Source organism: Streptomyces sp. NPDC056628 (assembly GCF_042792555.1).
Classification (GTDB): Bacteria; Actinomycetota; Actinomycetes; order Streptomycetales; family Streptomycetaceae; genus Streptomyces.
On sequence record NZ_JBHTWG010000013.1, the window covers coordinates 23,063 to 45,496 of the forward strand.

18 protein-coding genes, 1 tRNA gene and 1 pseudogene are annotated in these 22,434 nt (G+C 69.0%); 3 read left to right on the top strand and 17 right to left on the bottom strand.

Going from position 1 to position 22,434, the window contains the following annotated elements:
- The 12 genes from rpsL to ACFRAC_RS18105 all read right to left on the bottom strand — a co-directional run bounded on the left by rpsL (position 1) and on the right by ACFRAC_RS18105 (position 14,568).
- Positions 1-372, bottom strand: coding sequence for a 30S ribosomal protein S12 (gene rpsL / locus ACFRAC_RS18050; RefSeq protein WP_003948652.1), 372 nt, complete (start codon positions 370-372; stop codon positions 1-3).
- 341 nt (positions 373-713) lie between these two features.
- Positions 714-1,292 carry a DUF1707 and DUF4190 domain-containing protein gene (locus ACFRAC_RS18055; RefSeq protein WP_382924840.1) on the bottom strand — a complete coding sequence of 193 codons (579 nt, stop codon included), beginning with the start codon at positions 1,290-1,292 and terminating at the stop codon, positions 714-716.
- Positions 1,293-1,447: 155 nt separating this feature from the next.
- Positions 1,448-5,347, bottom strand: a complete 3,900-nt coding sequence (locus ACFRAC_RS18060; protein ID WP_382924841.1) for a DNA-directed RNA polymerase subunit beta' — start codon at positions 5,345-5,347, stop codon at positions 1,448-1,450.
- A gap of 94 nt (positions 5,348-5,441) precedes the next feature.
- Positions 5,442-8,927: a DNA-directed RNA polymerase subunit beta gene (gene rpoB / locus ACFRAC_RS18065; protein WP_382924842.1), complete on the bottom strand. Its 3,486-nt coding sequence runs from the start codon at positions 8,925-8,927 to the stop codon at positions 5,442-5,444.
- Between the two features lie 552 nt (positions 8,928-9,479).
- Positions 9,480-9,863, bottom strand: a complete 384-nt coding sequence (gene rplL / locus ACFRAC_RS18070) for a 50S ribosomal protein L7/L12 (RefSeq protein ID WP_382924972.1) — start codon at positions 9,861-9,863, stop codon at positions 9,480-9,482.
- Between the two features lie 110 nt (positions 9,864-9,973).
- The gene (gene rplJ, locus ACFRAC_RS18075) at positions 9,974-10,504 is read right to left on the bottom strand and encodes a 50S ribosomal protein L10 (protein ID WP_345015597.1); all 531 of its coding nucleotides are present in this window, start codon (positions 10,502-10,504) and stop codon (positions 9,974-9,976) included.
- Positions 10,505-10,792: 288 nt separating this feature from the next.
- The gene (locus ACFRAC_RS18080; protein WP_382924843.1) at positions 10,793-11,599 is read right to left on the bottom strand and encodes a hypothetical protein; all 807 of its coding nucleotides are present in this window, start codon (positions 11,597-11,599) and stop codon (positions 10,793-10,795) included.
- A gap of 129 nt (positions 11,600-11,728) precedes the next feature.
- Entirely contained in the window at positions 11,729-12,454 is a 726-nt protein-coding gene (gene rplA / locus ACFRAC_RS18085) for a 50S ribosomal protein L1 (RefSeq protein ID WP_382924844.1), read from the bottom strand.
- 83 nt (positions 12,455-12,537) lie between these two features.
- Complete coding sequence (gene rplK / locus ACFRAC_RS18090; protein ID WP_055622551.1) at positions 12,538-12,972, bottom strand: 50S ribosomal protein L11; 435 nt, start codon at positions 12,970-12,972, stop codon at positions 12,538-12,540.
- A 170-nt stretch (positions 12,973-13,142) separates the two neighbouring features.
- Positions 13,143-14,024: a transcription termination/antitermination protein NusG gene (nusG, locus tag ACFRAC_RS18095; RefSeq protein ID WP_382924845.1), complete on the bottom strand. Its 882-nt coding sequence runs from the start codon at positions 14,022-14,024 to the stop codon at positions 13,143-13,145.
- An 81-nt stretch (positions 14,025-14,105) separates the two neighbouring features.
- Positions 14,106-14,387: a preprotein translocase subunit SecE gene (gene secE / locus ACFRAC_RS18100; protein WP_361348331.1), complete on the bottom strand. Its 282-nt coding sequence runs from the start codon at positions 14,385-14,387 to the stop codon at positions 14,106-14,108.
- A gap of 108 nt (positions 14,388-14,495) precedes the next feature.
- A tRNA-Trp gene (locus ACFRAC_RS18105) sits at positions 14,496-14,568 on the bottom strand.
- A 282-nt stretch (positions 14,569-14,850) separates the two neighbouring features.
- Here ACFRAC_RS18105 and ACFRAC_RS18110 point away from each other — a divergent pair.
- Entirely contained in the window at positions 14,851-16,077 is a 1,227-nt protein-coding gene (locus ACFRAC_RS18110) for a pyridoxal phosphate-dependent aminotransferase (protein WP_382924846.1), read from the top strand.
- Between the two features lie 122 nt (positions 16,078-16,199).
- Entirely contained in the window at positions 16,200-17,240 is a 1,041-nt protein-coding gene (locus ACFRAC_RS18115) for an adenosine deaminase (RefSeq protein WP_382924847.1), read from the top strand.
- On the opposite strand, the pseudogene ACFRAC_RS18120 reads toward ACFRAC_RS18115, so the two are convergent.
- Both ACFRAC_RS18120 and ACFRAC_RS18125 read right to left on the bottom strand, forming a co-directional pair.
- Positions 17,224-17,877, bottom strand: a pseudogene (locus tag ACFRAC_RS18120) (hypothetical protein); the annotation flags it as partial. The gene ACFRAC_RS18115 and the pseudogene ACFRAC_RS18120 overlap by 17 nt on opposite strands.
- A gap of 24 nt (positions 17,878-17,901) precedes the next feature.
- Positions 17,902-18,525, bottom strand: coding sequence for a TetR/AcrR family transcriptional regulator (locus tag ACFRAC_RS18125; RefSeq protein ID WP_382924848.1), 624 nt, complete (start codon positions 18,523-18,525; stop codon positions 17,902-17,904).
- 106 nt (positions 18,526-18,631) lie between these two features.
- Here ACFRAC_RS18125 and ACFRAC_RS18130 point away from each other — a divergent pair, with 106 nt between their 5' ends.
- Entirely contained in the window at positions 18,632-19,264 is a 633-nt protein-coding gene (locus tag ACFRAC_RS18130; RefSeq protein ID WP_382924849.1) for an NAD(P)-dependent oxidoreductase, read from the top strand.
- A 77-nt stretch (positions 19,265-19,341) separates the two neighbouring features.
- On the opposite strand, the gene ACFRAC_RS18135 is transcribed toward ACFRAC_RS18130, so the two are convergent.
- The 3 genes from ACFRAC_RS18135 to ACFRAC_RS18145 form a co-directional block, all read right to left on the bottom strand.
- Positions 19,342-20,397 (bottom strand): UDP-N-acetylmuramate dehydrogenase, encoded by a 1,056-nt coding sequence (locus ACFRAC_RS18135; protein ID WP_382924850.1) that lies wholly within the window; start codon positions 20,395-20,397, stop codon positions 19,342-19,344.
- 85 nt (positions 20,398-20,482) lie between these two features.
- Positions 20,483-20,863 carry a DUF3291 domain-containing protein gene (locus ACFRAC_RS18140; protein ID WP_382924851.1) on the bottom strand — a complete coding sequence of 127 codons (381 nt, stop codon included), beginning with the start codon at positions 20,861-20,863 and terminating at the stop codon, positions 20,483-20,485.
- A 43-nt stretch (positions 20,864-20,906) separates the two neighbouring features.
- Entirely contained in the window at positions 20,907-22,370 is a 1,464-nt protein-coding gene (locus tag ACFRAC_RS18145; protein WP_382924852.1) for an MFS transporter, read from the bottom strand.
- Positions 22,371-22,434 lie beyond the last annotated feature (64 nt).

Below are 22,434 nucleotides of genomic sequence, written 5' to 3' on the forward strand. Positions count from 1 at the left end.
TTACTTCTCCTTCTTGGCGCCGTAGCGGGAACGGGCCTGCTTGCGGTTCTTGACACCCTGGGTGTCGAGGGAGCCACGGATGATCTTGTAGCGAACACCCGGCAGGTCCTTCACACGGCCGCCGCGCACGAGCACGATGGAGTGCTCCTGCAGGTTGTGTCCCTCACCCGGAATGTAAGCGGTGACCTCGATCCCGCTGGTCAGACGCACACGCGCGACCTTACGCAGGGCCGAGTTCGGCTTCTTCGGGGTGGTCGTGAACACACGCGTGCAGACGCCACGACGCTGAGGGGAACCCTCGAGTGCGGGCGTCTTGTTCTTCTCGACCTTGTCCTGCCGGCCCTTGCGGACCAGCTGCTGGATCGTAGGCACTACTTCTCCGGTTTCTGTGTGCCGAATGGTGAAGCTAACCTGGAACGCCACCGACCCACGCGGTCGGGTGTGTCGAATCCGGCGGACTCCCGCCGCGAGGCGAAAAGAGCACAGATTACGGTGGCCGCTCACAGCTCGCTGTGCGGTCTGAAGGCACGCACGAGAGCCAGGGCACACCCCAGGCACAAGGTCTGAGCGTACCTATCGCATTCGCTGCGGTCAAAACAAATGGGTCCTGCCCGCATCGCCATGCGGTCGATGTCAAGACCACGCGACGGGAACGATCTTCGTTCGGCCGGTCCGGCCACGTCACAGCCCTCTCGCCGCAGCGCCCGGTACCGTCACGCGGACACGGCCGCGGCCACGATCATCAGCGTCAGGAGCGCCACCCACGCCGCGTTCGACAGCCAGCCGAGGACGAGCCCCGTCAGGGCGAGCCCGTCACCGCTCTCCCCCGTGCGCCGTATCTCGGCGCGGGCCGAGTGCCCCAGCACGACGGCCGGTATGCCGGCCAGGCCGAAACTCATCAGGCAGAGCACCCCGCACACGGCCGAACCGACCGCCTTGCCGTTGGTCCGTGGCCGGTCGTACGGCAGGAAGGTCCGCGGCACCGGTGTGACGGGCGCCGGCAGCGGCAGGGGCCCCTGGGGCAGGTCGGCCACCAGCAGGGCCAGTTCCCCCACCGTACGGGCCGCGTAGGCCCGCGCGACCCGCTGCTCGAACTCGGGCTTCTCCAGGCGTCCCTCCCCGAACCCGGCCCTGAGCACGTCCACGGCGCGCTCGCGGTCGGCGTGCGAGGCGAGCATCGCGGGGGCGGCGGCCTGGGCCCAGGGCTGCGGCGCACCGCCCGCACCTTTCTGCCACGGCTGCGGCCCGGGCCCTTGCCAGGGCTGCCACGGTGGCCACGACGGCTGAGTCATGGGGCACCCTCCCCGTAACGGTCGGAGTCCCTCCATCATGCGCCGAACCGGCCTCACGGGCATCGGGTCGGTCCCTGGGACATCCCCGAGCCGTACCCGGACACGCCGAAGGGCGGCCACCCCGAGGGGTGGCCGCCCTTCACACGATCGCTCGCTTACTGGTTGTACGGACCGTAGTCGTAGTCCTCCAGCGGAACGGCCTGGCCGGAGCCGGTGCCGAACGGCGAGTAGTCGATGTCGTCGTAGCCGACGGCCGAGTACATCGCGGCCTTGGCCTCCTCGGTCGGCTCGACCCGGATGTTGCGGTAGCGGGACAGACCCGTACCGGCCGGGATGAGCTTACCGATGATGACGTTCTCCTTGAGGCCGATGAGCGAGTCGGACTTGGCGTTGATCGCCGCGTCCGTGAGGACTCGCGTCGTCTCCTGGAAGGACGCCGCCGACAGCCAGGACTCCGTGGCCAGCGAGGCCTTGGTGATACCCATGAGCTGCGGACGACCGGAGGCCGGCTGACCGCCCTCCTGGACCACACGACGGTTCTCCTGCTCGAACTTCGAGCGCTCGACCAGCTCGCCGGGCAGCAGCTCGGCGTCGCCGGACTCGATGATCGTCACACGGCGCAGCATCTGCCGGATGATGATCTCGATGTGCTTGTCGTGGATCGACACACCCTGCGAGTTGTAGACCTTCTGGACCTCGCCGACCAGGTGGACCTGGACGGCACGCTGACCCAGGATGCGCAGCACGTCGTGCGGGTTGATGGCACCCACGGTGAGCTTCTGGCCCACCTCGACGTGGTCGCCCTCGGTGACCAGGAGACGGGCACGCTTCGAGATCGGGTACGCCGTCTCGTCGCTGCCGTCGTCCGGGGTGACGATGATCTTCTTGGTCTTCTCGGTCTCCTCGATCCGCACGCGGCCGGTGGCCTCGGAGATCGGGGCGACACCCTTCGGGGTACGGGCCTCGAAGAGCTCGACGACACGCGGCAGACCCTGGGTGATGTCGTCACCGGCCACACCACCGGTGTGGAAGGTACGCATCGTCAGCTGGGTACCGGGCTCACCGATGGACTGGGCGGCGATGATGCCGACCGCCTCACCGATGTCGACCAGCTTGCCGGTGGCCAGCGAACGGCCGTAGCACATCGCGCAGGTGCCGACCTGGGACTCGCAGGTCAGGATCGAACGGGTCTTGACCTCCTCGACACCGTGGCGCACCAGCTGGTCGATGAGCACGTCGCCCAGGTCCACGTTGGCCGGCGCGATCACCTTGCCGTCGATGACGACGTCCTCGGCGAGCATGCGGGCGTAGACGCCGGTCTCGACGTCGTCCGCCTTGCGCAGCACACCGTCGGCGCCGCGGTTGGCGATCCGCAGCTTCAGACCGCGCTCGGTGCCGCAGTCCTCCTCGCGGATGATGACGTCCTGGGAGACGTCGACCAGACGACGGGTCAGGTAACCCGAGTCGGCGGTACGCAGAGCGGTGTCCGCCAGACCCTTACGGGCACCGTGCGTGGAGATGAAGTACTCCAGCACGGACAGACCCTCACGGAACGACGCCTTGATCGGACGCGGGATCGTCTCGTTCTTCGCGTTCGACACCAGACCACGCATACCGGCGATCTGACGCATCTGCATCATGTTGCCTCGTGCACCCGAGTTCACCATCATGAAGATCGGGTTGGTCTTCGGGAAGTTCGCGTTCATGGCCTCGGCGACCTCGTTGGTCGCCTTGGTCCAGATCGCGATGAGTTCCTGCGTGCGCTCGTCCTTGGTGATCAGACCGCGCTCGTACTGCTTCTGGACCTTCTCGTCCTGCGCCTCGTAGCCCTTGACGATCTCCTTCTTCGCCTCGGGAACGACGACGTCGGAGATGGCCACGGTGACACCGGAACGGGTCGCCCAGTAGAAGCCGGACGCCTTCAGGTTGTCGAGCGTCGCCGCCACGATGACCTTCGGGTAGCGCTCGGCGAGGTCGTTGACGATCTCGGAGAGCTGCTTCTTGCCGACCTCGTAGTCGACGAACGGGTAGTCCTCGGGCAGCAGCTCGTTGAAGAGCGCGCGGCCCAGGGTCGTCCGCAGACGGAACGAGTCACCCTGCTGCCACTCCGGCTCGCCCTCCTCCTGCGCCGGCGGGGTCCAGCCGCGCGGCGGGATGGTGCCGACCGGGAAGCGGACGTCGATCCTCGACTGGAGCGAGAGCTCGCCGGCGTCGAAGGCCATGATCGCCTCGGCCACGGAGGAGAAGGAGCGGTCCTCGCCCTTCACGTCCCGCATCTCGCCGTCCGTGGTGAGGAAGAACAGACCGAGGACCATGTCCTGGGTCGGCATCGTCACCGGGCGGCCGTCGGCGGGCTTGAGGATGTTGTTCGAGGACAGCATCAGGATGCGGGCCTCGGCCTGCGCCTCCGCGGACAGCGGCAGGTGCACGGCCATCTGGTCACCGTCGAAGTCCGCGTTGAACGCGGTGCAGACGAGCGGGTGGATCTGGATGGCCTTGCCCTCGACCAGCTGCGGCTCGAAGGCCTGGATGCCGAGGCGGTGCAGGGTGGGAGCACGGTTCAGCAGAACCGGGTGCTCGGCGATGACCTCTTCGAGGACGTCGTACACGACCGTACGGCCGCGCTCCACCATGCGCTTGGCGCTCTTGATGTTCTGCGCGTGGTTCAGGTCGACCAGGCGCTTCATCACGAACGGCTTGAACAGCTCCAGCGCCATCGCCTTCGGCAGACCGCACTGGTGCAGCTTCAGCTGCGGACCGACGACGATCACGGAACGCGCGGAGTAGTCCACGCGCTTGCCGAGCAGGTTCTGACGGAAGCGGCCCTGCTTGCCCTTCAGCATGTCGCTGAGGGACTTCAGCGGACGGTTGCCCGGACCGGTGACCGGCCGGCCACGACGGCCGTTGTCGAACAGCGCGTCGACGGCCTCCTGGAGCATGCGCTTCTCGTTGTTCACGATGATCTCGGGCGCGCCGAGGTCGAGAAGCCGCTTCAGGCGGTTGTTGCGGTTGATCACACGGCGGTACAGGTCGTTCAGGTCGGAGGTCGCGAAGCGGCCACCGTCCAGCTGCACCATCGGACGCAGGTCCGGCGGGATGACCGGCACGCAGTCGAGCACCATGCCCTTGGGGCTGTTGCTGGTCTGCAGGAACGCGGAGACGACCTTCAGGCGCTTGAGCGCACGGGTCTTCTTCTGGCCCTTGCCGGTGCGGATGATCTCGCGGAGCCTCTCGGCCTCCTCCTCGAGGTCGAAGGACTCCAGGCGCTTCTGCAGCGCCGCGGCACCCATCGAGCCGTCGAAGTACGTGCCGAAGCGGTCACGCAGCTCGCGGTAGAGCAGCTCGTCGCCCTCGAGGTCCTGGACCTTGAGGTTCTTGAACCGGGTCCACACCTCGTCCAGGCGGTCGATCTCGCGCTGCGCACGGTCGCGCAGCTGCTTCATCTCGCGCTCGGCACCCTCGCGCACCTTGCGGCGCACGTCGGCCTTGGCACCCTCGGCCTCGAGCTCGGCCAGGTCGGTCTCGAGCTTCTTGGCGCGGGCCTCCAGGTCGGCGTCCCGGCGGTTCTCGATCTGCTGGCGCTCGACCGAGACGTGCGCCTCCAGGGAGGGCAGGTCGCGGGTACGGCGCTCCTCGTCGACGTACGTGATCATGTACGCCGCGAAGTAGATGACCTTCTCGAGGTCCTTGGGCGCCAGGTCCAGCAGGTAGCCGAGGCGCGACGGGACACCCTTGAAGTACCAGATGTGCGTGACGGGAGCGGCCAGTTCGATGTGGCCCATCCGCTCACGGCGCACCTTGGCGCGCGTCACCTCGACGCCGCAGCGCTCACAGATGATGCCCTTGAAACGGACACGCTTGTACTTGCCGCAGTAGCACTCCCAGTCCCGGGTGGGGCCGAAGATCTTCTCGCAGAAGAGGCCGTCCTTTTCGGGCTTGAGCGTGCGGTAGTTGATGGTCTCGGGCTTCTTGACCTCGCCGTGGCTCCACTGACGGATGTCGTCAGCGGTAGCCAGACCGATCCGGAGCTCGTCGAAGAAGTTGACGTCGAGCACTATGCGTCAATCCCTCTCAGGGTTGTAAGTCATGGGGTCTGATACGGGGGTCCTGGGGCCGGAGGCCTTCATCGCGAAGGCCTCCGGACTCCCGTCAGACCTCTTCGACGCTGCTCGGCTCGCGCCGGGACAGGTCGATGCCAAGCTCCTCCGCAGCGCGGAAGACGTCCTCGTCGGTGTCGCGCATCTCGATGGACATGCCGTCCGAGGACAGCACCTCCACGTTGAGGCACAGGGACTGCATCTCCTTGATGAGCACCTTGAAGGACTCGGGGATGCCGGGCTCGGGGATGTTCTCGCCCTTGACGATGGCCTCGTAGACCTTCACGCGGCCGGTCACGTCGTCGGACTTGATGGTCAGCAGCTCCTGGAGGGCGTAGGCGGCGCCGTAAGCCTCCAGCGCCCACACCTCCATCTCACCGAAGCGCTGGCCACCGAACTGGGCCTTACCACCCAGCGGCTGCTGGGTGATCATCGAGTACGGACCGGTCGACCGGGCGTGCAGCTTGTCGTCGACCAGGTGGTGCAGCTTCAGGATGTACATGTAGCCGATGGAGATCGGCTCCGGGAACGGCTCACCGGAGCGGCCGTCGAACAGCCGGGCCTTGCCGGTCGGCTGCACCATCCGCTCGCCGTCGCGGTTCGGGATGGTGTGCTGCAGCAGACCCGCCAGCTCGTCCTCACGCGCACCGTCGAAGACCGGGGTCGCGACGTTGGTGCCGGGGGCGACCTGGTCGGCGCCGATGACCTGGAGGCGCTGCGCCCACTCCTCCCCGAGGCCGGAGACGTCCCAGCCGCGGCTGGCGAGCCAGCCGAGGTGGATCTCCAGGACCTGTCCCGGGTTCATTCGGGACGGGACACCCAGGGGGTTGAGGATGATGTCGACCGGGGTGCCGTCCTCCAGGAACGGCATGTCCTCGATCGGCAGGATCTTGGAGATGACGCCCTTGTTGCCGTGACGGCCGGCGAGCTTGTCACCGTCGGTGATCTTGCGCTTCTGCGCGACGTAGACGCGCACCAGCTGGTTCACACCGGGGGGAAGCTCGTCGCCCTCCTCGCGGTCGAAGACGCGGACGCCGATGACCTTGCCGATCTCGCCGTGCGGCACCTTCAGCGAGGTGTCACGGACCTCACGGGCCTTCTCACCGAAGATGGCGCGCAGCAGGCGCTCCTCCGGGGTCAGCTCGGTCTCACCCTTGGGCGTGACCTTGCCGACGAGGATGTCACCGGCGACGACCTCGGCACCGATACGGATGATGCCGCGCTCGTCGAGGTCGGCGAGGACCTCCTCGGAGACGTTCGGGATGTCCCGGGTGATCTCCTCGGGGCCGAGCTTGGTGTCACGGGCGTCGACCTCGTGCTCCTCGATGTGGATCGAGGAGAGGACGTCGTCCTGCACGAGGCGCTGCGACAGGATGATCGCGTCCTCGTAGTTGTGACCCTCCCACGGCATGAACGCCACGAGCAGGTTCTTGCCGAGGGCCATCTCACCGTTCTCGGTGGCCGGGCCGTCGGCCAGGACCTGGCCCTCGACGATCCGGTCGCCCTCGTGGACGATGACCTTCTGGTTGACCGAGGTGCCCTGGTTGGAGCGGGCGAACTTGGCCAGGCGGTACGTGATGTACGTGCCGTCGTCGTTGGCGGTGGTGATGTAGTCCGCGGAGACCTCCTGGACCACACCGGCCTTCTCGGCCTTGACGACGTCGCCGGCGTCGACGGCGGAGCGGTACTCCATGCCGGTGCCGACGAGCGGGGCCTCCGCCTTGATCAGCGGAACGGCCTGGCGCATCATGTTCGCGCCCATGAGGGCACGGTTGGCGTCGTCGTGCTCGAGGAACGGGATCATGGCGGTCGCGACCGACACCATCTGGCGCGGGGAGACGTCCATGTAGTCGACGTCCTCGCCGCCGACGTAGTCGACCTCGCCGCCACGGCGGCGGACGAGGACGCGGGCCTCCTCGAAGCGGAGGTCGTCCGTCAGCGGCGCGTTGGCCTGCGCGATGACGAAGCGGTCCTCCTCGTCGGCGGTCAGGTAGTCCACCTCGTCGGTGACCTGGCCGTCGATGACCTTGCGGTACGGGGTCTCGACGAAGCCGAACGCGTTGACGCGGCCGTACGAGGCGAGCGAACCGATCAGACCGATGTTCGGGCCTTCGGGCGTCTCGATCGGGCACATGCGGCCGTAGTGCGAGGGGTGCACGTCACGGACCTCGAAGCCGGCCCGCTCACGGGACAGACCACCCGGGCCGAGCGCGGACAGACGACGCTTGTGCGTCAGCCCGGACAGCGGGTTGTTCTGGTCCATGAACTGCGACAGCTGGCTGGTGCCGAAGAACTCCTTGATGGAGGCGACGACCGGCCGGATGTTGATCAGGGTCTGCGGCGTGATCGCCTCGACGTCCTGAGTGGTCATGCGCTCGCGCACGACGCGCTCCATACGCGCCAGACCCGTACGGACCTGGTTCTGGATGAGCTCGCCGACGCTGCGCAGACGACGGTTGCCGAAGTGGTCGATGTCGTCGGTCTCGACGACGATGCTCTGACCGCTGTCGCCGACCGTCTCGGTCTCGCCCGCGTGCAGCTTCACCAGGTACTTGATCGTCGAGATGATGTCCTCGACGGTCAGGATGCCCGCGTCCAGCGGAGCGTCCGCACCCAGCTTCTTGTTGACCTTGTAGCGGCCGACCTTGGCCAGGTCGTAGCGCTTGGGGTTGAAGTAGAGGTTCTCGAGCAGCGTCTGCGCGGCCTCACGCGTGGGGGGCTCGCCCGGACGCAGCTTGCGGTAGATGTCGAGCAGCGCGTCGTCCTGGCCCTGGGTGTGGTCCTTCTCCAGGGTGGCGCGCATCGACTCGTACTCGCCGAACTCCTCGAGGATCTGCTCGGTGGTCCAGCCGAGCGCCTTCAGAAGGACGGTGACGGACTGCTTGCGCTTGCGGTCGATGCGCACACCGACCATGTCGCGCTTGTCGATCTCCATCTCCAGCCAGGCACCCCGGGACGGGATGATCTTGGCGGAGAAGATGTCCTTGTCGGACGTCTTGTCGATGGAGGAGTCGAAGTAGACGCCGGGCGAGCGGACCAGCTGCGACACCACGACACGCTCGGTGCCGTTGATGACGAAGGTGCCCTTGTTGGTCATGAGCGGGAAGTCGCCCATGAAGACCGTCTGGGACTTGATCTCGCCGGTCTCGTTGTTGGTGAACTCGGCGGTGACGAAGAGCGGGGCCGCGTACGTGAAGTCGCGCTCCTTGCACTCGTCGATGCTGTTCTTCGGGGGCTCGAAACGGTGGTCGCGGAACGTCAGCGACATCGACCCGGAGAAGTCCTCGATCGGGGAGATCTCCTCGAAGATCTCCTCGAGGCCGGACTTGGTGGGGACGTCCTGACCCGACTCCAGAGCCGCCTCGACCCGACTCTGCCAGGCGGTGTTGCCGAGCAGCCAGTCGAAGCTCTCGGTCTGCAGCGCGAGCAGGTTCGGAACCTCGAGGGGCTCCTTGATCTTTGCAAAAGAGATGCGCAGCGGGGCGGTGCTGGCGCCGTTGTTCGTATTCGCGGTCGAGGCGTTGCGCGAGGCGGCCAAGAGGGGGTCCTTCCGAGGGCTCGGACTCACTACGCGCGTACCGGCCCCTCACTCTCATACCGGGACAGACGTCGTCCGATCCGGCTGTTCGGCCAGGTCAGAGATATCCGGTCGGCGATAGTGAGGCGAGGGCAGACCCCTGGTGACGGGCAGGGGACAGCTAACAGGCAGCGCAAAGGGTCAGTGTAGCCACTAGGCACACTGATGTCCAGTCCCGGTTTTCAGAGACCCTCATTGTTCTCAACGCCTGCGCCATACCTGCCTTCAACGCACGGTGATACTGCCCTCTTCGTCGCCGATCCATGCCTCGGATTCGGATCCTTGTGACGACGCGTCCTGAGAATTGCGCGCTGCGTGCGGTTCGTCAAGGCCCTCATACCCGAACCCCGGGCCGACCAGGGACACGACGAAGATCACCATACCCCCCGACGAACGCGGCGCAAGGCAACCGCGGCCGCGCCCCGGGAACACCGAAGAGCGACCACCCGAATGGATGATCGCTCCTCGGTACGTCCGCGTTACAGCCCTGTCGGGCCTGCGTTCGTGAAGGTCTTACTTGACCTCGACGGAGGCGCCGGCGCCCTCGAGGGACTCCTTGGCCTTGTCCGCGGCCTCCTTGTTGACCTTCTCCAGAACCGGCTTCGGCGCACCGTCGACCAGGTCCTTGGCCTCCTTCAGGCCGAGGGAGGTCAGCTCACGCACGACCTTGATGACCTGGATCTTCTTGTCGCCGGCGCCGGTGAGGACGACGTCGAACTCGTCCTTCTCCTCGGGGGCCTCGGCGGCGGCGGCCGGGCCGGCCGGGCCGGCAACGGCGACGGCCGCGGCGGCGGTGACGTCGAACTTCTCCTCGAACGCCTTCACGAACTCGGAGAGCTGGATCAGGGTCATGTTCTCGAACTCGGCGAGCAGTTCGTCCTGGGTGAGAGCCACGATGGCTTTCCTTCCACTAATTCGGCAGGTGCCGGATGTACATGTGCTGGCGGGCGTACGTTGGCCCGCTACGACCTCCGCCTCAGGCGGCGGCGGTCATCGTGCGAGCCGAATTACTCGGCACCGCCCTGCTCGTCCTGCTTGGCACGAAGCGCGTCCACGGTACGGACGAGCTTCGACGGGAGCGCCTGGAAGACCTGAGCAGCCTGTGTCTGCTTGCCCTTCAGAGCGCCCGCCAGCTTGGCGAGCAGAACCTCGCGGGACTCGAGGTCCGCAAGCTTCTTGATCTCGTCGGCGGACAGCGCCTTGCCGTCAAGGACACCGCCCTTGATGACGAGATTCGGGTTGTCCTTGGCGAAGTCGCGCAGACCCTTAGCCGACTCCACCGGGTCACCGGTGACGAAGGCGACAGCCGTCGGACCGTTGAACAGGTCGTCCAGCGTCGAGATCCCGGCCTCGTTGGCCGCAATCTTGGTCAGCGTGTTCTTCACCACGGCGTACTGGGCGTTCTCACCGAGCGAACGACGCAGCGTCTTGAGCTGCGCCACGGTGAGACCGCGGTACTCGGTCAGCACGGCAGCGTTGGAGTTGCGGAACTGCTCCGTCAACTCCGCCACTGCGGCAGCCTTGTCGGGCCTCGCCATAGAGTCTCGGCCTCCTTCCGGGTGATTCTGACCGCGCGGACCCGAAGGAGGACTGGGGAAAACGAAACGCCCCGGCGCAGGCGCACGGGGCGGACTCGACCGGCCTTGCGCACAGGCTGTGCGCACTCCGGGAGCTCTTCCACTGACACCTGCGCGGGTCGTCCGCTATTCAGCGGATCCTTCGGCCACCGCACCCTCATTCGAGCGCACGGCAACGACCAGCGGTCTTTGGCTTCTGTAGGAGAGTACGGGACGCCATCGCCGTCAGGCAAATCGCCCCTTACGGCATCAGCTCCGGGGCTCGCCCCCCAGCAGTTCCCCGAGGTCCGCGGTGTCTCCGGCCGGTGGCTTCCCGACCGTGACCCGCACGCCGTAGTCACGGTAGTAGGCGGTCTGGGTCAGCGCCTCCGTGGCCGAACGGCCCTTCTCGACCTTCTTGACCAGCAGGTCCTGGTCGTCGACCCAGATGTCGACGGTCTGCCCGTCCGCGCCCTCCCCCGGCACGGTGCCGGAGTAGTGCGTGGCCCGGATGCCGCGCACGGTCTCCTCGCCGACCCTGCGGACGTCCGAGGACGCGAGGAGCCGCTTCACCGAGGTGTGCGGCGCGGTGTCGCGCATCCGGTCGGCCAGGTCGGCCCCGGAGCCGCCCGCGAGGCGCTCCAGGTCGTCGTAGGCGTACCTGATCCAGTGCCTGCCGTCGGTCTTGCCGGCGAACACCTCGCCCATGCGGGCGTAGTACGCGTCGGGGAGGTAGCGGGCCTCCATCGACGTGGTGCCCAGGCGGCGCATCGTCTCGGCCGTGCTGCCGCCCGTGTACCGGATGCGCAGGGTGCCGGTGAGGGCGCCGCGCCAGGCGAGGGTGCCGTGCGCCGTCATGGAGAGCGAGGAGCCCATGGTGGTCGTGGACTCCACGTACGAGGACGCGGCGCGGTCGGTGGACCGCTCGGCCTGACGCAGGGCGGCCGTCACGGCCGGGGCGGGCGCGGTGCGCTCAGGACCCGCGGACCCTTCGGGAGCGGTACAGGCGGCCAGAGCCGTCAGCGCTGTCGGCAGCGCGGTCCACAGCGCCGGCCGGTGCGCCCTCGTGTTGCCCATGCAACCCCCCGTGCGGTTCCCGTGAAGGCACGTTAACCCAGGGCACTGACACAGCGGGCGGGGACGAGGAACGGGCCCCGCACCCGGGAAGGGTGCGGGGCCCGTCGTCGAGCCTGGTGAGCCGTCGGCTCAGACCGCGGCCGGGTCCTCCTCGACGAGGAGGTTGCGGGTGCGGTTGGAGTCCAGCGGAATGCCGGGGCCCATCGTGGTGCTGATGGCGGCCTTCTTGATGTACCGGCCCTTGGCGGCCGACGGCTTCAGACGGAGGATCTCCTCCAGCGCCGCGCCGTAGTTCTCCACCAGCTTGGTGTCGTCGAACGACGTCTTGCCGATGATGAAGTGCAGGTTCGAGTGCTTGTCGACGCGGAACTCGATCTTGCCGCCCTTGATGTCGTTGACAGCCTTGGTGACATCGGGGGTGACGGTGCCGGTCTTGGGGTTCGGCATGAGACCACGGGGACCGAGCACGCGGCCGAGGCGGCCGACCTTGCCCATGAGGTCCGGGGTGGCGACGACGGCGTCGAAGTCCAGGCGGCCCTTCGAGACCTCGTCGATCAGCTCGTCGGCGCCGACGATGTCGGCGCCCGCGGCACGCGCGGCCTCGGCACGGTCACCGGTCGCGAAGACCAGGACCCGGGCGGTCTTACCGGTGCCGTGCGGGAGGTTCACGGTGCCACGGACCATCTGGTCGGCCTTGCGCGGGTCGACACCCAGACGGAAGGCGACCTCGACGGTGCCGTCGAACTTGGTCGTGGACGTCTCCTTGGCGAGACGGACGGCCTCGAGCGGGGCGTAGAGCTTCTCCCGGTCGATCTTGGCGTCCGCAGCGCGGAGAGACTTGCTGCGCTTGCTCACTACTGCTCCTGTGTGTTCTTAGGAGTCGTGGTCCGGGCCGAGCGGGCCCTCCCACGTTCTGCTTGTCGTACGGGGGGTGGAGGTCAGCCCTCGACCGTGACGCCCATGGAACGCGCGGTACCGGCGATGATCTTCGACGCGGCGTCCAGGTCGTTGGCGTTGAGGTCGGGCAGCTTCGTCTGGGCGATCTCGCGGACCTGCGCCTCGGTGATCTTGGCGACCTTGGTCTTGTGCGGCTCGCCGGAGCCCTTCTCGATACCCGCGGCCTTGAGGATCATCTTGGCGGCCGGGGGCGTCTTGGTGATGAAGGTGAAGGAGCGGTCCTCGTAGACCGTGATCTCCACCGGGATGACCCAGCCACGCTGCGACTCGGTCGCGGCGTTGTAGGCCTTGCAGAACTCCATGATGTTGACGCCGTGCTGACCCAGCGCGGGGCCGACCGGCGGGGCCGGGTTCGCGGCACCGGCCTGGATCTGGAGCTTGATGAGCCCCGTGACCTTCTTCTTCTTGGGAGGCATTGCTCTCCGGTTCCTCTCTTCGGGTCCTACCTGCCCCCAGATGGCGTTCCTGGACGCAGGCATACCGCACAACGATAACGGGTATAGATGCGCGGCCTGAAACCGAGCAGGTCAGACAGGCTGCGGGACAGCCGATCTGACCTGTTCGGAAACTCTCGGGAAGACGCCGACTAGTTCTTCTGGATCTGGTCGAAGCTCAGCTCGACCGGCGTCTCGCGGCCGAAGATCTCGACGAGACCCTTGACCTTCTTGGAGTCGGCGTTGATCTCGTTGATCGTGGCCTGCAGCGTGGCGAACGGGCCGTCGGTGACGGTGACCGAGTCGCCGACCTCGAAGTCCAGCACCTGGACCTCGACCTTGCGCTGCGGCGCCGGCTTGCCCTCGGCCTCGGCGGCCTCGCGGGCGGCCTTCTCCTCGGCCTCCGGGGCGAGCATCTTGACGATCTCGTCCAGGGTCAGCGGGTACGGGTCGTAGGCGTTGCCCACGAAGCCGGTGACGCCCGGGGTGTTGCGGACGACGCCCCAGGACTCGTTCGTCAGGTCCATACGGACCAGGACGTAGCCCGGCAGCTTGTTCTGCTTGATCGTCTTGCGGTCGCCGTTCTTGATCTGGACGACCTCTTCCTGCGGCACCTCGGCCTGGAAGATGTAGTCCTCGACGTTCAGCGAGACGGCGCGCTGCTCCAGGTTGGTCTTCACGCGGTTCTCGTAGCCGGCGTAGGTGTGGATCACGTACCACTCGCCGGGCAGGGTGCGGAGCTCCTCGCGGAGGGCGGCGACGGGGTCGACGGGCTCGGCCGGCTCGGCCTCCTCCTCGGTCGCCTCGTCCGCGTCCTCGGCGTCCTCCGAAGCGTCCTCGGCGTCCTCCGAAGCGTCCTCGGAGTCATCCGAAGCGTCCTCGGTGTTCACCGCGGCTTCCTCGGCGGGCTCGCCCGCCTCGGCATCGGCAGCCTCGACCTCGTCCAGGTCCTCGTCCGCGCCCTCGACGATGTCGAGCTCGTCGTCCACGGACTGGTCCGGCTCGACGGCGTCGTTCAGGTTCTGGTCAGACACGGTGGCTGCTTCTTCCTGGATACATAGGGGTGGAACATGCGAAAGGGGCGCCGGTAACCCGCGGCGCCCTTCGCTCTTTGCTCAGCCGAAGACGTACTTGGCGGCGTGGTCGAGCCCATAGTCAATCACGGTCACGAGACCGATCATGATGACGACGAAGATGATCACCACTGTGGTGTACGTCGTCAGCTGATTGCGCGTCGGCCAGACGACCTTGCGGAGTTCCGCGACGATCTGGCGGTAGAACAGCGCGAGCCTCTTCAGCGGGCCCTTCTTGCCGCGCTTGCCGCCCTTGCGCGTTCTCTTCTCCGCCGCCTCGTCCTGGGCATCAGGCATGTCGATGGAGCCCACGGCGTCCGTCACTCGTCCTCACCTGATTCCGGGTCGTGGCCGTGCCGCGCCCGGTTTGAGCCGCACGGCGGTGCATTGCTGTACGTACATGCGCACACATCCTGGCGATGGTGTGTGTAGCAGGGCCGGAGGGACTTGAACCCCCAACCGCTGGTTTTGGAGACCAGTGCTCTACCAATTGAGCTACGACCCTTTGTGTGCCCCCCAACGTACCGCATCCGCGCGGGTGCTCGCTGTGCACCGTGCGGCGGCGGCTGCTGAAGGCCAACGAGGTGAGAGTGTACGTGGTCCCGAGCGCCCCGTCGAACAGAAAGTGGCCGATGGGGACCCGGCCGGCGGAGCTTCGCCGGCCGGGCGATCCTCCGCGGACGCAAGATCGCGCTGGCCGAGGGCGGGAACCGGACGGATGTTCAGGGGATGTTCAGTCCGTGAAACCCGTGTGCCGGGCGCGTTTCCTGTCTGAAACGATGGGGTCATGAGCGCTGCAACCCCTCCGACCGAGCGCCGGGTCTCCGCCCGAGTCGGCGCGATCTCCGAGTCCGCCACCCTCGCCGTGGACGCCAAGGCCAAGGCCCTCAAGGCCGCCGGGCGTCCGGTGATCGGCTTCGGCGCCGGTGAGCCCGACTTCCCGACCCCGGACTACATCGTCGAGGCCGCCATCGAGGCCTGCAAGAACCCGAAGTACCACCGCTACACCCCGGCCGGCGGTCTTCCCGAGCTGAAGGCCGCGATCGCCGCGAAGACGCTGCGCGACTCCGGCTACGAGCCGGACGTCTCGCAGATCCTCGTCACCAACGGCGGCAAGCAGGCCATCTACGAGGCCTTCGCCGCGATCCTCGACCCGGGCGACGAGGTCATCGTCCCGGCGCCGTACTGGACGACGTACCCGGAGTCGATCCGGCTCGCGGGCGGTGTGCCGGTGGATGTCGTCGCCGACGAGACGACCGGCTACCGCGTCTCCGTGGAGCAGCTGGAGGCGGCCCGCACCGAGAAGACGAAGGTCGTCCTCTTCGTGTCGCCGTCCAACCCGACCGGCGCCGTCTACACCGAGGCCGAGACTGAGGCGATCGGCCGCTGGGCCCTCGAGCACGGTCTGTGGGTCCTCACGGACGAGATCTACGAGCACCTGGTGTACGGAGAGGCCGCCGCGGTCTCCCTGCCGGGCCTGTTCCCCGAGCTGCGCGACAAGTGCATCGTGGTCAACGGTGTCGCCAAGACCTACGCCATGACGGGCTGGCGGGTCGGCTGGGTCATCGGCCCGAAGGACGTCGTCAAGGCCGCGACCAACCTCCAGTCGCACGCCACGTCCAACGTCTCGAACGTGGCGCAGGCCGCCGCCCTCGCCGCGGTCTCCGGCGACCTGGAGGCCGTCGCGAAGATGCGCGAGGCGTTCGACCGGCGGCGCCGGACGATCGTGCGGATGCTCAACGAGATCGACGGCGTGGTCTGCCCCGAGCCCGAGGGCGCCTTCTACGCCTACCCGTCGGTGAAGGCCCTGCTCGGCAAGGAGATCCGCGGCAAGCGCCCGCAGAGCAGCGTCGAGCTGGCGGAGCTGATCCTGGAGGAGGCCGAGGTCGCGGTCGTCCCGGGTGAGGCGTTCGGCACGCCGGGCTATGTGCGCCTGTCGTACGCGCTCGGCGACGAGGACCTCGTCGAGGGCGTGAGCCGTATCCAGAAGCTGCTGGCGGAGGCCCAGGACTGACGTCCCCCGTCCGCCCGAGGGCACCTCCGGATCCCGGAGGTGCCCTCATTTGTTTGTGCGAGCAAGACCACTAAAGGGGAAACCGCTACCGGGACCCCTCGGGCGTGCGGCAGGATCTGGGAATGGAGCGTGTACGTGATGTCTCTGAGCTGCCGAAAGCCCATCTGCACCTGCACTTCACCGGCTCGATGCGGCCGACGACCCTGCTGGAGCTGGCCGACAAGTACGGGGTCCACCTGCCCGAGGCCTTGACCGACGCGCTGACCAGAGGCGAGTCCCCCAAGCTGCGGGCGACGGACGAGCGGGGCTGGTTCCGCTTCCAGCGCCTGTACGACGCCGCCCGCTCGTGCCTGCGGCAGCCGGAGGACATCCAGCGCCTGGTCAAGGAGGCCGCCGAGGAGGACGTGCGGGACGGCTCCGGCTGGCTGGAGATCCAGGTCGATCCGACGTCGTACGCGCCCCGGCTGGGCGGGCTGATCCCGGCGCTGGAGATCATCCTGGACGCGGTCGGGACGGCGGCGCGGGACACGGGGCTCGGGATGCGCGTCCTGGTCGCCGCGAACCGCATGAAGCACCCGCTGGAGGCGCGCACCCTGGCCCGGCTCGCCGTGCGCTACGCCGACCAGGGTGTCGTCGGCTTCGGCCTGTCCAACGACGAGCGCCGGGGCATGGCCCGGGACTTCGACCGCGCCTTCCACATCGCGCGCGAGGGCGGCCTGCTGTCGGCGCCGCACGGCGGCGAGCTGACCGGGCCGGCCTCGGTCCGGGACTGCCTGGACGACCTGGACGCGCACCGGATCGGCCACGGGGTGCGCGCGGCGGAGGACCCGCGGCTGCTGAAGCGCCTCGCCGACCGGGGCGTGACCTGCGAGGTGTGCCCGGCGTCGAACGTCGCCCTCGGTGTGTACGAGAAGCCCGAGGACGTCCCGCTGCGCACCCTGTTCGAGGCGGGGGTGCCGATGGCCCTGGGCGCGGACGATCCCTTGCTCTTCGGCTCGCGGCTCGCGGCCCAGTACGAGATCGCGCGGCAGTACCACGGTTTCAGCGACGCGGAGCTGGCGGAGCTGGCCCGCCAGTCCGTGCGCGCCTCGGCCGCGCCCGGGGAGACGAAGAAGAAGCTGCTGGCGGACGTGGACGACTGGCTGGTCCGCCCGGCCGTCTGAAGTGGGCGTACGGCGGATACGGCTTGAAGCAGACCAGGACCTCGAAGGGGTGCCCGCCCCCGGGCGGCTGGACCAGCGGCAGCCCGGTCATCATCGCGAGGTGCCCTTCGGCTACGCGCTTCTGACGCGGCCCGAAGCCGGCCGCGTAGCCGAACGCGGCGGCGGACTCGGCGAACGCCTCCCGGCCACCGAACAGGAAGAGCGTGCGCGCGTGGGTGGTGTGCCGTAGGTCGTCGCGGTCCCGCCTCTCCTGCCAGGCGCGCGCGTCCCGCGCGGTGCGCGCCTCGTCGGTGCGGACGGTCAGCGGCGTGCCCTGGCGCAGCGTGCGGCGCAGTCCGGGCCACCGGCTGGGGCGCAGGCCGAGGGTGCGGTGGGCCAGGACGAGATCGATCCGCTCGCCCCGGCCCTCGTCGGGCGGGACTCCGTCGCGCAGGGGCACGTGGACGATCGTGTGCGGGGAGCGGGAGGCGAAGGAGAACAGGGCGGCCAGCCGGTTCAGTCCGTCGTGGTCGCCGAGCAGCAGGCCGATGGGGTCGGGGGCGGTCAGCGAGGTGTGACGCAGGGATGTCCTCGGCTGGACGACCCGGTGGACGACGGGTCCCGTGCGGGGCCGGAACTCGGTCAGCCTCAGCAGCATGTGCGATGCCTCATGGCGTCAGGGTCACGGACGGGCGGCGTCCCGCGCAACGGAGATTGCGTCCAGCAGGGTCCGGGCGAGCCGGGCGGCGAAGGCGTCCGCGGGCGGGCGGGCGTCCTCCGGGCCGGCGTCGTAGGCGAACGCGCGCTGGGCGCAGGCGCCGAGGAGCAGGGAGGCGGCCGCGAAGGTGTCGGCTCCGGTGCGGACGCGGCCCACGGCCTGCTCGGCGCGCAGATAGGCGTCGAGGGCCTCGATGGGCACGTGCGGGCCGGCGCCGATCTTGCGCAGCGCCTCGTCGTGCCGTCGCTTGAGCTGGGGCTCGGCGTACAGGGAGGCGGCGATCGGGAAGCTCTGCTCGTAGAAGAGGGCGGCCTGCTCGGCGATGCGGGTCAGGTTGTCCTCCAGGGAGCCGGTGCCGGGCTCCGCCGTGAGGGCGCCGAGCAACGGGGTCAGCCGGGGCAGCCGCTCGCCGAGGACCCGGACGAACAGTTCCTCCTTGCTCTCGAAGTACTTGTAGAGCGCGGCCTCGGAGCACCCGGCCGCCTTGGCGATCTCCTTGGTGGTGGCCCGGGCGAGACCGACGGTGAGCAGCAGGTCGTGGGCGGCGTCGAGGATGCGGACGCGGGCGGGCTTCGGCACGGATTCCACGAAACGGACCTTACTGGGGTTGACGCGTGGGTGAGTACTTACCCACTCTAGGGAAGGAGAGGTGAGTGAACACTTACCCACCAGTTGTTCGAGATCGGGGAGAGCCATGAAGCTCACGGTGTTCGGTGCCACCGGAGGCATCGGTCAGGAGATCGTCCGCCAGGCGCTCGCCGCCGGGCACGAGGTGACGGCGGTCGTACGGGATCCCGCGCGGCTGCCGGTGACGGGGGCGGGGCTGGAGGTGTTCCGCGCGGATCTGACCGACCCGGAGGCCGTGCGTCCCGCGGTGGCCGGCCGGGACGCCGTCCTGTCCGGCCTCGGCGCGCGCACCCGCAAGGACGCCGGGATCACCGCGCGTCTGACCCGTACGGTGCTGCGGGCCATGGAGGCCGAGGGCACGCGCCGGCTGCTGGTGGTGAGCGCGGCGCCGCTCGGGCCGGCCGCGCCGCAGGACGGCCCGCTGGACCGGACGACGCGCGCCGTGGTCTCCCGGGTCCTCAAGGGCGTCTACGACGACCTGCGGGAGATGGAGGCGGAACTCGCCCGCAGCTCCGTGGAGTGGACGTCGGTCCGCCCGCCCCGGCTCCAGGACAAGCCGCTCAGCGGCGCGTACCGCACGGTGATCGGCGGCACCCCGGCCCGGGGCCGCTTCATCGGCCGCGCCGACGTGGCGCACGCGATGCTGGCGATGGCCCAGGACGCGAGGACGGTGAAGCAGGGCGTGGGGGTGGCGTACTGACGCCCTTTCCCGTGGCGTACCGACGGGCTTTCCCGGCGGGAGGAGGTGGCCCCCCGTCCCGGCGGGAGTCCGTGGCCCTACAGGCTGACGCCGACCATCACCGGCTCGTTGACCAGCGTGATCCCGAACGCCTCGCGGACCCCGGCGACGACCTCGCGGGCCAGCGCCAGCAGGTCCTCGGTGGTCGCCTCGCCCCGGTTGGTGAGGGCGAGGGTGTGCTTGGTGGAGATACGGGCGGGGCCGCTGCCGTAGCCCTTGGTGAAGCCGGCCTTGTCGATGAGCCAGGCCGCGGAGGTCTTGGTGTGCCCCTCCCCCGCCGGGTACGCGGGTGGCTCCACACCCTCGCCGAGACGCTCGCCCACGCGCGCGCGGAACGCCGCGAACTGCTCGTCGGTCAGGATCGGGTTGGTGAAGAACGACCCGGCCGACCAGGTGTCATGGTCGTCGGCGTCGAGCACCATGCCCTTCCCGGCGCGCAGCTTCAGGACGGTCTCCCTCGCGGCGGCCAGCGGCACCCGGTCGCCGACCTCCACGCCCAGGGCGCGGGCCGTCTCGGCGTACCGGACCGGCGCGGAGAGCCCGTCCGCGTCCTCCAGCTCGAACCGGACGCGCAGGACGACATAGCGCTCGGGGTCGGACTTGAAGCGGCTGTGGCGGTACGAGAAGGCGCACTCCTCGTTCGTCAGCGTGATGGTCTCGCCGGCCCGGCGGTCGTAGGCGATCACCTCGGTGATGGTCGCGGAGACCTCCTGGCCGTACGCCCCGACGTTCTGGATCGGGGTGGCGCCCGCGCTGCCGGGGATGCCCGCGAGGCACTCGATGCCGGCGAGCCCGGCCTCGACGGTGCGGGCGACGGCGTCGGTCCACACCTCGCCCGCGGCCAGCTCCAGGGTGGTGCCGTCGAGCTCGACGCCCTTCGTGGCGATGACGAGTGCGGTGCCCTCGAAGCCCTTGTCACCGATGACCAGGTTCGACCCGCCGCCGATGACCAGCAGCGGGGTCCCCGCGGCGTCCGCCTCGCGCACGACGTCGATCACCTCGGCGTCGGTGGTGGCGCTGACCAGGCGGGCGGCCGGGCCGCCCAGCCGGAAGGTGGTGAGGGGGGCGAGGAGGGCGTCGTGGAGTACCTGCACGCGCCCAAGACTACGAGACGGCGCCGACGGCCCCGGCACCCCTGTGGATGCCGGGGCCGTGACGGGCTCCACGCGCGTGTGCCGGTCAGGTGAGCCGGCGACGCGCCTGCGCCCAGTCCAGCGGCAGCTCGTCGCCCGGCACCTCCCAATGGGCGAACTTCGCGTCCTGCGTCTGCCCGGACAGGCCCCGGGCGGTCGGAGCGTGCGGGCCGGAGCGGGCGAAGTCCTTCAGCGCGGCCGGTGACTCCCAGGCGGACAGGGTCCAGAAGGTCTTCTTGAACACCTCGGCCTTCAGGGTGGCACCGTACGCGCCGGGCGCCCGGCTCACCTGCCGCCACACGCCCGGCGTGCGGAGGAGGAAGCGGAACGCTCCCCACAGGGTGCGGGTCTCGAAGCGGGAGGCGAAGACGTGCACGTCGGTGCCGGGCGGAACGGGGTTCGGCGCGGTCCAGGGCAGGGTGGGCACAGCTGGTCCTCTCTTCTCGGCAGGCGCCGCGGGTGGGGCGAGGTCACCGGGAGGCCGGCTGGAGCTCGCGCTCCGGCAGGCTCCCGGTCTCGTCGGCGGCGGCCTCGACGACGTGCCGCCGGCCCGGGACGAGCAGGGCCGCGGCACCGGCGAGGGCCACCACGGCGGCACCGGTGACCAGGGCGGGCCGCAGCCCGTCGACGAAGGTCTGGCCGGTCTCGTAGCCGCCCTGGGCCGCGAAGATCGAGCCCATGATCGCGATGCCGAGCGCGCCGCCGACCTCGCGCAGGGCGTTGTTGGCGCCGGACGCGACGCCTTGCTCGGCGGGGCGGACGCTGGACATGACGAGGTGGGAGGCGGGTGCGAAGAACAGCGCCATACCGACACCGCTGATGATCAGGCCGGGCAGCTGGGCGGCGTAGGAGACGTCGACGGTGACCACGGACGCCATGTAGGCGAGACCGGCGGCCTGGAGGAACAGTCCCGTGGCGACCACGGGCCGGCCCCCGACGCGGTCGGCGAGGATGCCGGCGACCGGCGCGACCAGCATCGGCATGCCGGTCCAGGGGAGCATCCGCAGGCCCGCCTCGGTCGGCGAGTAGCCGAGCACGCCCTGCATGTACTGGCTGAGCAGGAAGATCGACCCGAACATCCCGAGGAACATCAGCAGGCTCGCGGCGTTGATCCCGGCGAAGGTGCGGGAGCGGAACAGCCGCATGGGCAGCATGGGGTTGCGGGCCCGGGTGCTGTAGAGCACGAACCCGATGAGCAGCGCGCCGCCCGCGAACAGGCCGGTCAGGACCAGGCGCCCGGTCCAGCCGTCGGACGGGCCGCGCACCAGCCCGTACACGATGCCGAAGAGTCCGCCGCTGGCCAGCAGGGTGCCGGGGAGGTCGAGCGGGGCGCCGGTGCCGTGCGACTCGGCGAGGCGCAGCCGGGCGAGCGGCAGCAGGGCCACGCCCAGCGGGACGTTCAGCCAGAAGATCCACTGCCAGGAGATGTGCTCGGTGAGGCTGCCCCCGATGAGCGGCCCGGACGCGACCGCGAGCCCGTTGACCGCGCCCCAGATGCCGAACGCCATCCCGCGCCGGGCCGCGGGCACCGCCGCCGTCAGCAGGGTGAGGGTGAGCGGCATCATGATGGCGGCGCCGACGCCCTGCACCGCGCGGGCGGCGATCAGCGAGTCGATGCCGGGTGCGAGCGCCGCGCCGGCGGACGCGCCGGTGAAGATCGTGATGCCGACGAGGAAGAGCCGGCGGCGGCCGAAGCGGTCACCGAGCGCCGCGCCGAACATCAGCAGGACGGCGAAGGTGAGCGTGTAGGCGCTGACCGTCCATTCCAGGTCGTGCAGTCCGCCGCCCAGGTCCGTCCGGATGGAGGGCAGTGCGGTGGTGACGACGAGGTTGTCGAGCGCCGCCATGAATCCGGCGACGCTCGTGATGACCAGGGCCCAGACGGTCCCGCGCGGGTTCGTCGCCCCCGCGGTGTGATCGGTCCGGTGTGACATGACTCCCCCAGGAGTGTGCGATTCCGCTTGGTAGTTATCGATCACTAACTTTTACGGTCACAAA